The organism is Pseudomonas sp. O39 (assembly GCF_045447295.1).
GTDB lineage: Bacteria > Pseudomonadota > Gammaproteobacteria > Pseudomonadales > Pseudomonadaceae > Aquipseudomonas > Aquipseudomonas antarctica_A.
Map to the genome: position 1 here is coordinate 92,176 of NZ_JBJGXV010000016.1, position 14,584 is coordinate 106,759.

The window sequence follows — 14,584 nt, forward strand, 5'->3', positions numbered from 1 at the left end:
GCGGTCTCCTGAGTCAACCTGATGTATAGGGTTGGATCCAAGAATACCCGTCACCCACCGCGTTTGTCAGGCGTTAACGCCTCTTCGGCGCGCTGGATGTCGGCCATGAAACTGTCAGCCGGCAACGGGTGGCCCAACAAATAGCCTTGCAGCGAGTTACAACCCAGTCGGGTCAGGAAACTCTGCTGCATATCGGTCTCCACACCTTCGGCGACGATTCGCAGCCCCAGCGCCTGGCCGAGGGCAACGATGGCCGAAACGATAGCGGCATCATCACTGTCGTGTTCCAGGTCGCGCACAAAACCGCGGTCGATCTTCAGCTCGTTGGCGGGCAGGCGCTTGAGGTACATCAGGCTCGAATAACCGGTGCCGAAGTCATCAATGGACAGGTCAACGCCCATGTCCGACAGCTGCTGCAACACCGTCATGCTTGCATCGGCATCGCTCATGGCGGTGGTTTCGGTGATTTCCAGGGTCAGACTGTTGGCCGGCAACTGGTGACGGTCCAGGGCCGCGGCGACACTTTTTACCAACCCGGCATGGCAGAACTGTAACGCCGACAGGTTCACCGCAATGCGCCAGTCTTCGTAACCCTGGACGTACCACAGGCGCATCTGGCGACAGGCTTCGTTCAGCACCCACTCACCGATGGGAATAATCAAGCCGGTCTTTTCCGCCAGTTCGATAAAGGTCGCCGGCAGCATCAACCCCTGCTGCGGATGCTCCCAGCGCAGCAAGGCTTCGGCGCCAATCGCAATACCGCTGACCGCATCGAACTTGGGCTGGTAATACAGCCGAAACTGCTCGTGCTCAACGGCGCTGCGCAGGTCCTGCAACAACTGCAGTTGCTTGCGCGCGTTCGTGTTCATCGACACATCAAAGAAGCTGTAGCCATTCTTGCCCATGCCCTTGGCGTGGTACATCGCGGCGTCGGCGTTCATCAACAGTTCTTGAGGGGTGTTGCCGTTGCCAGGGAACAGGGCAATGCCGATGCTCGCGGAAATATTCAGCTCATGTTCGGCGACCTTGAACGCACGATTGATCAGTCCGACCTGGCGTTCGGCCAGGCCCATCGCATCATCCGGCTGCATCAATTGCACCAGCAGCACAAACTCATCGCCGCCGATACGGGCCAGGGTGTCCTGACTGCGCAGGTCCTCGCGCAGACGCAGGCCCACCTCCCGCAGCAACTGGTCGCCCATGTGGTGGCCGAAGGCATCGTTGACGGGTTTGAAGCCATCCAGGTCGATAAACATCAGGGCAAAGCAACCGCCCTGCTCCGTCACTGTCTGGATGGCTTGTTGAATACGGTCGGCGAGCAAGGTGCGATTGGGCAGGCCGGTAAGCATGTCATGCAGGGCCAGGTGGGTCAGTTCCTGGTTGGCCAGGGTCAGGGAGTCCGCCAGGACGGCGGTGCGCGCTTCGAGGCGTGCATCCAGCAGCGAGGTCAGCAATGCGATGATCAACACCGCCAATGAGGTGACCAGCACCAGGTTATCCAGGCCCTTGCCGCTCAACCCGGTCAGCACGGCACCACAAAAACTGTCGTCGGCAAAGCGCGCAGCGGCCATGCCGGTGTAGTGCATGCCGACGATTGCAATGCCCATGACCACTGCCGCGCCCCCGCGTGCCAGGCGAACATAAGGGGTGTTGCGCCGCAGGTTGAAGGCGATCCACAGGGCAGCCCCCGAAGCCACCACCGCAATCAACAACGAAGCGCCAAACAAGGTAGGGTCGTAGTCGATCCCGGGAGTCATGCGCATCGCCGCCATGCCGGTGTAGTGCATGCTGCTGATGCCCGCCCCCATGATCAACGCGCCAAACGCCAGTTGCCACGCAGGCAAACGGGGTTGGCTGACCAGCCATAATGCGAAGCCGCTGGATAACACGGCGATCAGCAGCGATAGCGCGGTAATGCCCAGGTCAAACCCGAGGGCAAACGGCAGGCGCAAGGCCAACATGCCGATAAAGTGCATGGACCAGACGCCTGTGCCCATCGCCAATGCGCCACCCGTCATCCACACGTATGCGGCGCGGCCTTGGGCGGTCGCAAGGCGGCCGGCCAGGTCCAGCGCCGTGTAGGACGCCAGGATCGCGACGAACAGGGAAATCACGACCAAGGAGGGGGAATAACTACCGATCAGCATGGGGTTTCTCAAGACTGACGGGCGTGGGACGCCCGTACCAGGTGGCAAAGCGGGCGATTGTAGCGAGAAAAAATCTTGGCGCGTTGATTAATTATCAGAATGCCAGCATCGACGTTTTGACGCCAATCCACTGGCTTTAAAGTGCCGGGCTTAATGGCGTTGGAGTCGTGTGCCTATGCGTTACCGCAAGAACGCACAGGCACCCCGGTCACTCCTTATCGGCTACCGAGGTCACCCCATCCCACCCGCCGCCCAACGCAGCAATCAACTGCACGCTCGCCACCAACCGCGTTTGCAACAGTGTCAGCACCGTGCGCTCGTTACTCAACGCCGTCGCCTGCACGGTCACCACATCCAGATAGGCAATCAACCCGGCTTTGTACTGGTTTTGCGTCAACCGCAACGATTCCCGCGCCGCGTCCAAGGCTTCATTACTGACGACGGCCTCGTCCTCCAGCACTTTCAACTGCACCATGTAGTTTTCCACTTCGCGGAAACCATCCAGCACCGTCTGGCGGTACTTCGCCACAGTCTCATCATACGAGGCCACCGTTCGGTCGACTTCCGCCGAGCGCTGCCCCCCGTCAAACAGGGTCATCGCCAACTTTGGCCCAACCGACCAGAAACGGTTCGGCAGGCTGATCCAGTTGGCGTAGGTGCTGCTGGAATAACCGCCCGCCAGACTCAAGGTCAGGTCTGGATAATAAGCAGCCTTGGCCACGCCAATATTGGCGTTGGCGGCGATTACGGAGCGTTCGGCCGAGGCAATATCCGGGCGACGTTCCAGCAATTGCGACGGCAGGCTGACTGGAATTTGCGGCAGTGTGGGAATGTCTTTGCTGACCGCCAGGTTGAAGTTGGCCGGCGCCTCGCCGATCAATACGGCGATGGCGTTTTCCAACTGGGCGCGCTGCCAGATCAGGTCGATCAAGCTGGCCTGGGTGGTCTTGAGCTGGGTTTGCGCCTGAGCGATCGCATCCTTGCCGGACACACCGGCACGGTACTGGTTTTCGGTCATTTGCAGCGAACGCTGGTAGGTGTCCAGTGTGGCTTGCAACAGGCGGGTCTGTTCGTCCATGACGCGCAGTTGCAAGTAGTCTTGCACCAGCTCGGACTGCTGGCTCAGGCGCATCGCCGCCAGGTCCGCCGAGCTGGCCTCGGCCGTGGCTTCATTGGCTTCCAGGCCGCGGCGCAACTTGCCCCAGACATCCGCCTCCCAACTCACGCCCAATTGCGTGTTGAGGGTGTCGCGGATACCGCTGCTGGAGCTGCTCAGGCTGGCATTACTGCTGCCGGTACCCTGGCTGGCGCGGGTCTTGCCGACGCTCAGGTCCACCGTCGGGAAAAACGCCCCCCGAGCGCTGCGCACCTGGGCCTGGGCCTGACGGAAGCGCGCTTCGGCCTGGGCGACGGTCTGGTTGGCATTGTTGAGGCGTGTCACCAGATCATTGAGCTGGCGGTCGCCATACAACTCCCACCAGGCACCGCGAGCGAGGGAGTCGCTGGGCATGGCCTGACGCCAGCCCTGGGCTTCCTTGAATTGCACCGGTTCGATGACCGCCGGGCGCTTGTAATCCGGGCCGATGGCGCACGCGCTGAGCAGCGCGCCGCACAGCACCAGGCTGGCGACGCGGGAACCACGGGGCATACTCATGGCCAATTTGGCAAACGTTGAATCGGTCATAGCGCAGTGTCCAAGGCAGCATCAGTACGCACACCGCGCCAGGCATTGAAGCGGTGGCGCGCGCGGTCAAGATAGAGGTAAACCACCGGAGTGGTGTAAAGGGTCAGGATCTGGCTGAACACCAGGCCGCCAATGATGGTCAGGCCCAGCGGTTTGCGCATTTCCGCGCCATCACCGGCGCCGAGCAGCAAAGGCAAGGCGCCGAGGATGGCGGCAAGCGTGGTCATCAGGATCGGTCGCAAGCGCAACAGGCAGGCGCTGCGAATCGATTCCAGCGGGCTCATGCCCTCATGACGCTCCAGTTGCAAGGCCAGGTCGATCATCAGGATCGCGTTTTTCTTCACCACCCCGATCAGCAGGAACAGCCCCAGCAGGGAAATCAGACTGAACTCCCCCCCCAGGAGGTAGATCGACAGCAATGCCCCTACACCGGCCGAAGGCAAGGTCGAGAGGATGGTCAGCGGGTGAATGTAGCTTTCATACAAAATGCCCAGCACCAGGTAAACCGCCACCAATGCCCCAAGGATCATGAACGGCTGGCCTTTCTGGGTCGCCGCAAACGCATCGGCGGTACCGGCCATCTTGGCGATCACATCTTCGGGCAAGCCCACCTTGGCAATGGCGCGCTCAATGGCGGCAGTGCCCTGCTCCACGGTCACCCCGGGAGACATGTCGAAGGCAATGTTTTCCGAGGCGAACTGGCCTTCATGGCTGACGCGGTCGTCTGCCAGGCTGTTTTCGTAATGGGCAATGGTCGACAACGGGACCCGCGCGCCGGTGGACGTAATCACCTGCATCTGGTTCAGGGTAATCGGGTCCTGGGCGTATTTCGGGTTGACCTCCATCACCACCTGGTACTGGTTGAGGCTGTCGTAGATGGTCGAGATCTGCCGCTGGCTGTAGGCGTTGTTCAGCACTGCCGTGACCATGTTCATGTCGATACCCAGGCGCTTGGCCTGGTCGCGGTCGACCACCAGCGTCACCTGCGCCGCACCCCGCCCTTCGCGGGCGTCGATGGCGGTCAGCTCCGGCAACTCGCGCAAGGCGGCGACCACTTTCGGGTACCACAGGCGCAGCGCGGCCAGGTCACCGCTTTGCAGGATGTAGGAGTATTGCGCACTGGTCTGATCGCGACTGCCGCCAAATTGCAGGTCCTGGTCGGCCATGAGGAACAGGCGCCCGCCCGGCACCAGCGGCACGTCCTTGCGCAAACGCTCGATCACCGCCTGGGCCGAGATCTTGCGTTCGGCGATAGGCTTGAGGCGCACCAGCATCACCGCGTTGTTGGTGCCGTTGTTGCCGCCGATAAAGCCGGCCACGCTGAGCACTGCCGGATCCTTGAGGACCGCCTTGCGGAAGGTCTCCATCTTCGGCTGCATCACATTGAATGACAGCCCATCATCGCCGCGCACAAAGCCGATCAACTGGCCGGTGTCCTGCTGAGGCATAAAGGTTTTCGGCACCACCACGTACAGCGCGACGTTCACGCCCACGGTAACAAACAGGCTGAGCAGGGTCAGGCGCCGGTGGCGCAGCACCCAGTCCAGGCTGGTGGCATAGGCGGCCACCATACGGTCGTTGACCTGCTGGCTCCAGCGCTGCAAGCCGGTCATATGGCCTTTGACATGGGGCTTGAGCCAACGGGCACAGAGCATCGGGGTCAAGGTCAGCGAAACGATCAACGAGACAATGATCGCTGCCGACAAGGTGATGGAAAACTCACGGAACAGGTTGGTGACAATGCCGCCCATAAACAGGATGGACAGGAACACCGCCACCAGCGAGACGTTCATCGACAGCAAGGTAAAGCCGACTTCCTCGGCGCCCAGGTAGGCCGCCTTCATCGGCGGCACACCGTCATCGATATGCCGGGAAATGTTCTCCAGCACCACGATGGCATCGTCCACCACCAGGCCGGTGGCCAGAATCAGCGCCATCAGCGAGAAGTTGTTCAACGAGAAGCCGAACAGGTACATCACCGCAAAGGTGCCCACCAGCGATACCGGCACCGCCAGGGTCGGAATCAACGAGGCGCGGAAGTTACCCAGGAACAGGTACACCACCAGCACCACCAGGGCCACGGCAATCAGCAAGGTCATCTCGGCTTCATGCAAGGTCGCGGTGATGACCGGCGAGCGGTCCATGGCCAGGTTGAGTTTGACGCTGGACGGCAGCACCGCCTGCAAGGCCGGCAACTGTGCCTTGATTTGCCGGACCGTCTCGATGATGTTGGCGCCGGACTGCCGGTTGATCACCAGCAGCACCGCCGAATCATTGTTGAAAAAGCCACTGTTGTAGCGGTCTTCCACGCCGTCACTGATCTTGGCCACGTCGCCCAGGCGCAGGGCCGCACCGTTCTGGTAGCGAATCAGCAGCGGCTCGTAGTCCTTGGCCTTTTCCAATTGGTCGTTGGCCTGGATCTGCCAGTTGCGCTCGCTGTCTTCCAGGGAGCCCTTGGGCCGACGCTGGTTGGCATTGGCGATGGTGTTGCGCACATCGTCCAGGGCCACGCCGTACTGGTCGAGGGCCTTGGGTTCAAGTTCGATGCGCACCGCCGGCAAGGAACTGCCGCCAATCTGCACTTCACCCACACCCGGCACCTGGGACAGGCTTTGCGAGAGGATGGTCGAAGCCAGGTCGTACAACTCGCCCTTTTTCAGCACGTCGGAGGTCAGCGAGAGCACCATGATCGGTGCCTGGGACGGGTTGATCTTCTTGTAGGTCGGCATGCTGCGCATGCCGCTGGGCAACAGGTTGCGCGACGCGTTGATCGCCGCCTGCACTTCCCGTGCGGCGCCGTTGATATCACGGTCGGAATCAAACGCGAGGATCACCCGGGTGGAACCCTGGCTCGACGAACTGCTCATGGTGGTAATGCCGGCAATCGCGCCGAATGAGCGCTCCAGCGGCGTGGCCACGGTGGAGGCCATCACCTCGGGGCTCGCGCCGGGCAAGCTGGCCGACACCACGATCACCGGGAAGTCGATCTGCGGCAGCGGCGACACCGGCAGCAAGTTGAAGCTGACGCCGCCGAGCAACAGGATCGCCAGGCTCAGCAGCATGGTGGCTACCGGCCGGCGAATAAACGGTCCGGAGAGGTTCATGACTCAACCGGCTCCAGGCTTTGCGGCTCTTTGCGCCAGCGACGGCCAAGACGGTCGAAGTACAGGTAGATCACCGGCGTGGTGAACAAGGTCAAAACCTGGCTCACCAACAAGCCGCCCACCATCACCAGGCCCAGCGGCTGGCGCAGTTCAGCGCCCGAACCGGTGGCCAGCATCAAGGGCACTGCACCAAACAACGCTGCCAGCGTGGTCATCAGGATCGGCCGGAAACGCAGCAGCGCCGCTTGATAGATCGCCGTCTGCGGGTCCAGGCCTTGGTTACGCTCAGCGTCGAGGGCGAAGTCGATCATCATGATCGCGTTCTTTTTCACGATACCAATCAGCAGAATGATGCCGATGATCGCGATCATGCCCAGGTCATTGCCGCTGAGCAGCAACGCCAGCAAGGCCCCCACCGCCGCCGACGGCAAGGTCGACAGGATGGTGATCGGATGGATGTAGCTCTCGTACAGCACACCCAGCACGATGTACATGGTGACCACCGCCGCCAGGATCAGCAGCAAGGTGCTCGACAGCGAGGCTTCGAATGCTTGGGCCGCACCCTGGAACTGGGTCTGCACGCCCACCGGCATGCCGATGTCTTTCTGGGTCTGGTTGATCAGTTCCACACCTTTGCCCAGCGCGACGCCGGGGGCTAGGTTGAAGGACATCATCACCGCCGGGAACTGGCCGATATGCGCGATGGCCAACTGCGCCTGGCGCTGCTCAACGTGGGCCAGGCTCGACAAGCGCACCTGGCCGCCGTCGGTGGTCTTCACATGGATCTGGTTCAACGCGGCGGGCCCTAGGGTTTCACCGGATTGAGCCTGCAGCACCACGCGGTATTGGCTGGCCTGGGTGTAGATAGTGGAAATCTGTCGCTGGCCGAAGGCGTCGTACAGCGCGTCGGTGATGGTCGACACACTCACCCCGAGGCGCGAGGCCGCATCGCGGTCGATCACCAGGTACACCTGCAAGCCTTTGTCCTGCAGGTCGCTGGCGACGTCGGTCAGTTCCGGCAACTGGCTGAGGGCGTGCACCAGCTTGTCGCTCCACAACGCCAACAGCTCGGCGTCGGGCGACGACATGCTGAACTGGTACTGGGTGCGGCTCACGCGGTCTTCGATGGTCAGGTCCTGCACCGGCTGCATGAACAGGCGGATACCCACCAGCTTGTCGATTTCCGGCTGCAAGCGCGTAATCACCTGGGCTGCGCTCAAGTCGCGCTGGCCGTGGGCCTTGAGGTTGATCAACAGGCGCCCGCTGTTGAGGGTGGCGTTATCGCCATCCACACCGATGTAGGAGGACAGGCTTTCAACGGCCGGATCGGCCAGGATGACCTTCGCCAGCTGCTGTTGGCGCTGGCTCATGGCGGCAAACGAAATCGACTGTGGCGCTTCAGAAATACCCTGAATCACCCCGGTGTCCTGCACCGGGAAAAACCCCTTGGGCACCACCAGATACAGCACCACGGTCAGGCCCAGGGTGGCGATGGCCACCAGCAAGGTCAGCGGCTGGTGCTTGAGCACCCACTGCAACTTGCGGCCGTAGGCCTCGATCAACCAATCGATCCAGGCGCCGCTGGCCTTGTAGAAACGGCCTTGCTCTTCTTCCTTGGGTTCACGCTTGAGCAGACGCGCGCACATCATTGGCGTCAGGGTCAGCGAAACCACCAGGGAAATCAGGATCGCCACCGCCAGGGTGATGGCGAACTCGCGAAACAGCCGCCCGACCACATCGGCCATGAACAGCAGCGGGATCAATACCGCGATCAACGACAAGGTCAGGGAAATCAGGGTAAAGCCGATCTGTTTGGCGCCCTTGAGGGCCGCTGCCAGCGGCGTCTCGCCCTCCTCGATATAACGCGAGATGTTCTCCAGCATCACGATGGCATCGTCCACCACAAAACCGGTGGCGATGGTCAAGGCCATCAGCGTCAGGTTATTGATGGAGAACCCCGCCAGGTACATCACGCCGAAGGTGCCCACCAGCGACAGCGGAACGGCAATCGACGGAATAATGGTCGCGCTGACACGGCGCAGGAACAGGAAGGTGACCATCACCACCAGCGCAATGGCGATCAGCAATTCGTGCTGCACGTCCTTCACCGATGCGCGAATGGTTTGGGTGCGGTCGGTGAGTACCGTCACGTCCAGGCCGGCCGGCAGGTTGTCGGTGATGCTCGGCAGCAACGCCTTGATACGGTCGACCACCTCGATCACGTTGGCACCCGGCTGACGCTGGATATTGAGCAGCACGGCCTGGTTTTCGTTGGCCCAGGCGGCGAGGCGTTCGTTTTCCGCGCCGTCGACGATTTGTGCCACGTCTTTAAGGCGCAACGGTGCGCCATTGTTGTAGGCCAGGATCAATTCGGCATATTGCTGGGGCGAGACCAACTGGTCGTTGGCGTCGAGCATCGACACCCGGGTCGGGCCGTCGAAGTTGCCCTTGGGCTGGTTGACGTTGGAGGCGGCGATCAGGGTGCGCACGTCCGACAGGTTCAAGCCATTGGCGGCCAAGGCCTCGGGGTTGACTTTGATACGCACGGCCTGGCGCTGGCCACCGGCGATGCTGACCATGCCGACGCCGCTGATCTGCGCGATCTTTTGCGCCATACGCGTGTCGACCAGGTCATTGAGCTTGGGCAGCAGCATGGTCTTGGAGGTAATGGCCAGGGTCAGCACCGGGGTATCCGCCGGGTTGACCTTGTTGTACACCGGCGGCGCCGGCAAATCCTTGGGCAGCAGGTTGGTGGCGGCGTTGATTGCGGCCTGCACCTGTTGCTCGGCGACATCCATATTGATGTCGAGGTTGAAGCGCAGGGTCAGCACCGACGCACCGCCGGAACTGGTGGACGCCATCTGGGTCAGGCCGGGCATTTGCCCGAACTGACGCTCCAGCGGTGCCGTGACCGCGCTGGTCATTACGTCCGGGCTGGCGCCGGGGTACAGGGTCATCACCCGGATGGTCGGGTAATCCACTTGAGGCAAGGCCGATACCGGCAGCAAGCGATACGAGATGATACCGGCCAGGACAATCGCCAGCATGCTCAGCGTGGTGGCAACCGGGCGTAGGATAAACAGCCGCGACAGGTTCATGAACCGACCTTTTGCGCCTTGCCCGTCTTATCGCCGGTCTCCCCTTTTGCTGCGGGTTTACCTTGCAAGTGTTCGGTCGGCGTGGTCTCTACTTCGCTGCTGTCGTTGACCACTTCGATTTCGCTGCCGTCTTTCAAGCGGTCGGTGCCTTCCAGCACCACACGGTCGCCAGCCCCCAGGCCTTCCTTGATCACCGTATTGTCGCCATCGGTGTCGCCAATCACGAGGGGCTGAACCTTGACCTTCTTGTCGCCATCGAGCTTGTAGACGAAGGTGCCGTTATTGCCGAACTGAATCGCCGCGGATGGCGCCAGCACGACGTTATGCAGGGTATCGGCCAGCAGGTGCACGTTGACGAACTGGTTGGGGAAGAGTGCCTGGTCCTTGTTATCGAAACGACCCTTGAATTTCAGGGTACCGGTGGTAACGTCGATCTGGTTGTCCAGGCTCTGCAACACGCCGACGGCCTGCTTTTTCACATCGCCACGGTCCCAGGCTTCCACGGGCAGCTTGTTGCCGGCGTGATAACGGCTGAGGACGGTGTCCAGGGTGTTTTCCGGCAAGGTGAAGGCCACGTTGATCGGCTGGGTCTGGGTGATCACCGCGAGGAACGTGGTGTCGTTGGCGGCGACCAGGTTGCCTACGTCGACCTGACGCAAGCCGACGCGGCCGCTGATCGGTGCGCGAATCTTGGTGAATTCGAGGTTCAGCTTGGCGTCATCCACCGCGCCCTGGTTGGTCTTGACCGTGCCCTGGTACTGCATGACCAACGCTTCGGCGGTGTCCAGGGTCTGTTTGGCGATGCTGTCCTGGGCATACAGGTCGCGGTAACGCTGTACATCTACTTGCGCGTTTTTCAGCTGGGCCTGGTTCTGCAACAGCGTGCCCTGGGCCTGCAGCAAGGCGTTCTGGTAACTGCGCGGGTCGATTTCCGCCAGCAAGTCACCGGCCTTGACCATCTGCCCTTCTTCAAAGGCGATCTTCACCAACTCACCGCCCACCCGGCTGCGCACATTAATGGTATTGAGCGCAGTCACCGTGCCCAAGGCCTTGTAGTACACCGGAAACTCCCCCAGCACCGCCGGCGCCACGCGCACCGGAATCGGGCCGGTGGAACCCCCGAAGCCCGGGCGCATCATCCCCGACTTGCCGGCATGCCCGGCCGGCTTTTTCTCGGCGGCATCCTTGGTGCTGCCGGGCCAGAATTTCCAGCACAGGCCGGCGATAACCAGCAGCACGAGCAGGCCAAACAGCCAGCGGCGGGAGTTGCGGGGGGAGGATTGCATGGATTGATCAACCATTGGGCGCGAGAGCTTCTTCTTTGGGAGGCTGAAAGATAAGCACTGGAGCGCATTAAGAAAAGCGCCTTTACCGGCTATTTACCTTGGACTTACAACTTTTAACTACTGGCCTTAGTCCGTTCGCTATTTCACTAAACTGCTGACGGGCAAATAAAAACGGCCTGGACTAGGCCAGGCCGCAAGCATGCATCAAGCGTGTTACTGCAAAACGACAGTAATGCGCTGAAACAGTTACTTCAAAACAGCCAGGGCTGCTTCGTAGTTCGGCTCTTGACCGATTTCGCTGACCAGCTCGCTGTGCAGCACGTTGTTGTTTTCATCCAGCACCACAACTGCGCGGGCGGTCAGACCTTGCAGCGGGCCGTCGGCCAGGGACACACCGTAGTCAACGGCAAAGTGGGCATCGCGGAAATCCGACAGGCTCAGCACGTTGTCCAGGCCTTCGGTGCCGCAGAAACGCTTCTGGGCAAACGGCAGGTCAGAGGAGATGCACAGCACAACCGTGTTGCTCAGGGTGTTGGCCTCGGCATTGAACTTGCGCACCGAGGTGGCGCAGGTCGGGGTGTCGACGCTTGGGAAGATGTTCAGCACTTTGCGCTTGCCGGCGAACGTTTCCAGGGTTGCCTGCGACAGGTCAACGGCGGTCAGGCTGAACGCTGGAGCGGCGGAACCGGTTTGCGGCAATTCGCCTTCAACCTGGACAGGGTTACCACGAAGGGTGACTTGAGCCATGAACGGAATCCTTATACTGGGTTTGATTGAACGAATTCGAGAGCCCGAAGTTAACCACAAACTGAGGTGGCTACCTACCGCCAGACATAAATTCTCATGGCGCGCCAAGTACACGGGCCTATGGTTTAATTGCGCGCTTTTCGCACGCCCCTCAAGGAATCCGTTGCAGATGAATCAGCCCGCCACCAAAGTCCTGGTCATTGGTTATGTCTGGCCGGAGCCGCGCTCCTCGGCGGCCGGCGGGCATATGATGCAGATTCTGCAAAGCTTCCTGGACCAGGGCTGGGACATCACATTCAGCAGCCCGGCCACCGTAGGCGAGCACAAGGCAGACTTGCCGGCGCTGGGTATTACCGAATGCGCGATCGAACTCAATAACAGCAGTTTCGATGATTTTGTCAGCGCGTTGGCCCCGGACATCGTACTGTTCGACCGCTTCATGATGGAGGAACAGTTCGGCTGGCGCGTCGAAAAGTGTTGCCCCGACGCCCTGCGCGTATTGGAAACCTCCGACCTGCAAAGCCTGCGGGATGCCCGCCACCAGCGCCTCAAGGACCACCTCAAGGCCCACCCCGACAGCGATGATTTCAGCGCGCTGTTTGCACCGGCGCTGACGGAAGAATTCCAGTTGATGGCCAACACGGATGTCGCCAAGCGCGAGATCGCGGCCATTTACCGCTGTGATATCAGCCTGATGATTTCCGACGTGGAAATCCGCCTGCTCACCGAACAATTCAAGGTGCCCGCCGCCCTGCTCCACTGGTGCCCGTTGATGCTGCAGCCGCCGACCGAGGCCTTTGTACCGTTCGCAGACCGCGCGCACTTCCTTAGCATCGGCAACTTCCGCCACGCGCCCAATTGGGATGCGGTGCTGTGGATGAAGAACAGCCTCTGGCCCTTGATCCGCCAGCAATTGCCCGGCGCCCAACTGCATATCTATGGTTCCTACACACCGCCCAAGGCCACCGCATTGCACAACCCGGCGCAGGGTTTTCATGTGATGAACTGGGCTGAAGACGCCCTGCAAGTGATGACGGCCGCACGTATCTGCCTGGCACCATTGCGCTTTGGCGCCGGCATCAAGGGCAAACTGGCGGATGCCATGCTCTGCGGGACGCCGAATATCACCACGCCGATTGGCGCCGAGGCCATGGGGGATGAACAGCCGTGGCCGGGCACGATTGAGCAAAGCGCGACGGGCCTGGCCGCTGCGGCCGTGGCGCTGTACCAAGACCACGAACGCTGGACCCAAGCCCAGGAAGACGGCCGCCAATTGCTGGCCCGTCGCTACGACCAAACCTTGCACGGCCCCGCACTGGTGGACTGCCTGGAGCGTTGCCGCAGCCAACTTGCCAGCCATCGCCGGGACAACTTCACCGGCAGCATGCTGCGCCACCACGCGCATAAAAGTACGCAGTACATGTCCCAGTGGATCGAGGCGAAAAACCGCACCGTATAAACACCGACGCTGGCGAGGTCACGCGCAAGGGGGCATTATCCCAAGCAGCAACCACAATAAAGCGACGGCAGCATGACCCGAGCAGCGCGAATCACCGACCCTTCCTACGAGCTGATGGACGATCACAACGGTCTGTCCATCATCTATCGCCAACACGGTTTCCCCTGCCCGCTGGTGCGCTGGCATTTCCACAAGGAGTACGAGCTGCACCTGATCGTGGCCAGCTCCGGCAAAGTGTTTATCGGCGACTACATCGGTAATTTCTACCCGGAAAGCCTGTTCCTCACCGGCCCCAACCTGCCCCATAACTGGATCAGCCAGGTGGATGAAGACGAGGTAGTGCCCAAGCGCGACATGCTGGTGAATTTCACCGATGAACTGTTTGAGGGCGGCAGCCAGATCTTCACCGAACTCAAGACCCTGGCACCGCTGCTCGAACGGGCGCAGTGCGGCATCGAATTTCGCTGCAAAAAGACCATCGCCCAGGCCATGACCTTGATGCAACGCATCGAGGAGGCCCAAGGCATGGCGCGCCTGGGGCACTTCTTTATCTTGCTGGAAGTGCTGAGCGCGTGTGAGGACTATCAATTGTTGTCCGGCGTGACCACGCCGCAACTGGCGGATGAGCACAGCATCGACCGCACGAACCGCGCGGTGGACTACATTTTCGCGCATTACGCCCGCGAGTTATCGTTGGAAGAAGTGGCGGACTACCTGGGAATGAAGCCCACCTATTTCTCCAGGGTATTCAAACAGGCGACGGGGCGAACGTTTATCGAGTTTGTGAACCGCCTGCGCATCAGCAAATCCTGCGAGTTGCTGGCGGACGGCGATAAAGCCGTGACGGACGTGTGCTTTGAGTCGGGTTTCAACAACATCTCCAACTTTAACCGACGCTTCCAGCAGCTCAAGGGCATGACCCCTTCCCACTACCGCCGGCTGGCGGTGCAGCGGCTTACTGAACAGAACCCGGCTTGAGCGGGATGGAAGTGAAACATCTGGAACAAAAATTCGGGTGAGACAGCAACACCCCACTACCACCACCGTTAAAGGAACCTT

The 14,584-nt window shown here is 61.0% G+C and carries 8 protein-coding genes; 2 read left to right on the plus strand and 6 right to left on the minus strand.

The features are described from left to right. Window positions 1–50: 50 nt before the first annotated feature. The 6 genes from ACI77D_RS19955 to tpx all read right to left on the minus strand — a co-directional run bounded on the left by ACI77D_RS19955 (window position 51) and on the right by tpx (window position 12,066). Window positions 51–2,147: a bifunctional diguanylate cyclase/phosphodiesterase gene (locus tag ACI77D_RS19955; RefSeq protein WP_259762600.1), complete on the minus strand. Its 2,097-nt coding sequence runs from the start codon at window positions 2,145–2,147 to the stop codon at window positions 51–53. A 208-nt stretch (window positions 2,148–2,355) separates the two neighbouring features. After that, window positions 2,356–3,831 (minus strand): efflux transporter outer membrane subunit, encoded by a 1,476-nt coding sequence (locus ACI77D_RS19960; RefSeq protein ID WP_064452182.1) that lies wholly within the window; start codon window positions 3,829–3,831, stop codon window positions 2,356–2,358. Beyond that, window positions 3,828–6,935, minus strand: coding sequence for an efflux RND transporter permease subunit (locus ACI77D_RS19965; protein ID WP_407017318.1), 3,108 nt, complete (start codon window positions 6,933–6,935; stop codon window positions 3,828–3,830). Before ACI77D_RS19965 ends, ACI77D_RS19960 begins: the two co-directional genes overlap by 4 nt. Then, window positions 6,932–10,033: an MdtB/MuxB family multidrug efflux RND transporter permease subunit gene (locus ACI77D_RS19970; RefSeq protein WP_064452180.1), complete on the minus strand. Its 3,102-nt coding sequence runs from the start codon at window positions 10,031–10,033 to the stop codon at window positions 6,932–6,934. Before ACI77D_RS19970 ends, ACI77D_RS19965 begins: the two co-directional genes overlap by 4 nt. After that, window positions 10,030–11,334: an MdtA/MuxA family multidrug efflux RND transporter periplasmic adaptor subunit gene (locus ACI77D_RS19975; RefSeq protein WP_064452179.1), complete on the minus strand. Its 1,305-nt coding sequence runs from the start codon at window positions 11,332–11,334 to the stop codon at window positions 10,030–10,032. The genes ACI77D_RS19970 and ACI77D_RS19975 overlap by 4 nt, the downstream gene beginning before the upstream one ends. 231 nt (window positions 11,335–11,565) lie before the next feature. Further along, window positions 11,566–12,066 (minus strand): thiol peroxidase, encoded by a 501-nt coding sequence (gene tpx / locus ACI77D_RS19980; RefSeq protein WP_064452178.1) that lies wholly within the window; start codon window positions 12,064–12,066, stop codon window positions 11,566–11,568. A gap of 169 nt (window positions 12,067–12,235) precedes the next feature. Here tpx and ACI77D_RS19985 point away from each other — a divergent pair, with 169 nt between their 5' ends. Continuing rightward, window positions 12,236–13,525 (plus strand): glycosyltransferase, encoded by a 1,290-nt coding sequence (locus ACI77D_RS19985; RefSeq protein ID WP_407017319.1) that lies wholly within the window; start codon window positions 12,236–12,238, stop codon window positions 13,523–13,525. A gap of 72 nt (window positions 13,526–13,597) precedes the next feature. Next, on the plus strand, window positions 13,598–14,503 hold the full coding sequence (locus tag ACI77D_RS19990; protein WP_407017320.1) for a helix-turn-helix domain-containing protein: 906 nt from the start codon (window positions 13,598–13,600) through the stop codon (window positions 14,501–14,503). The last annotated feature ends 81 nt before the right edge of the window (window positions 14,504–14,584 follow it).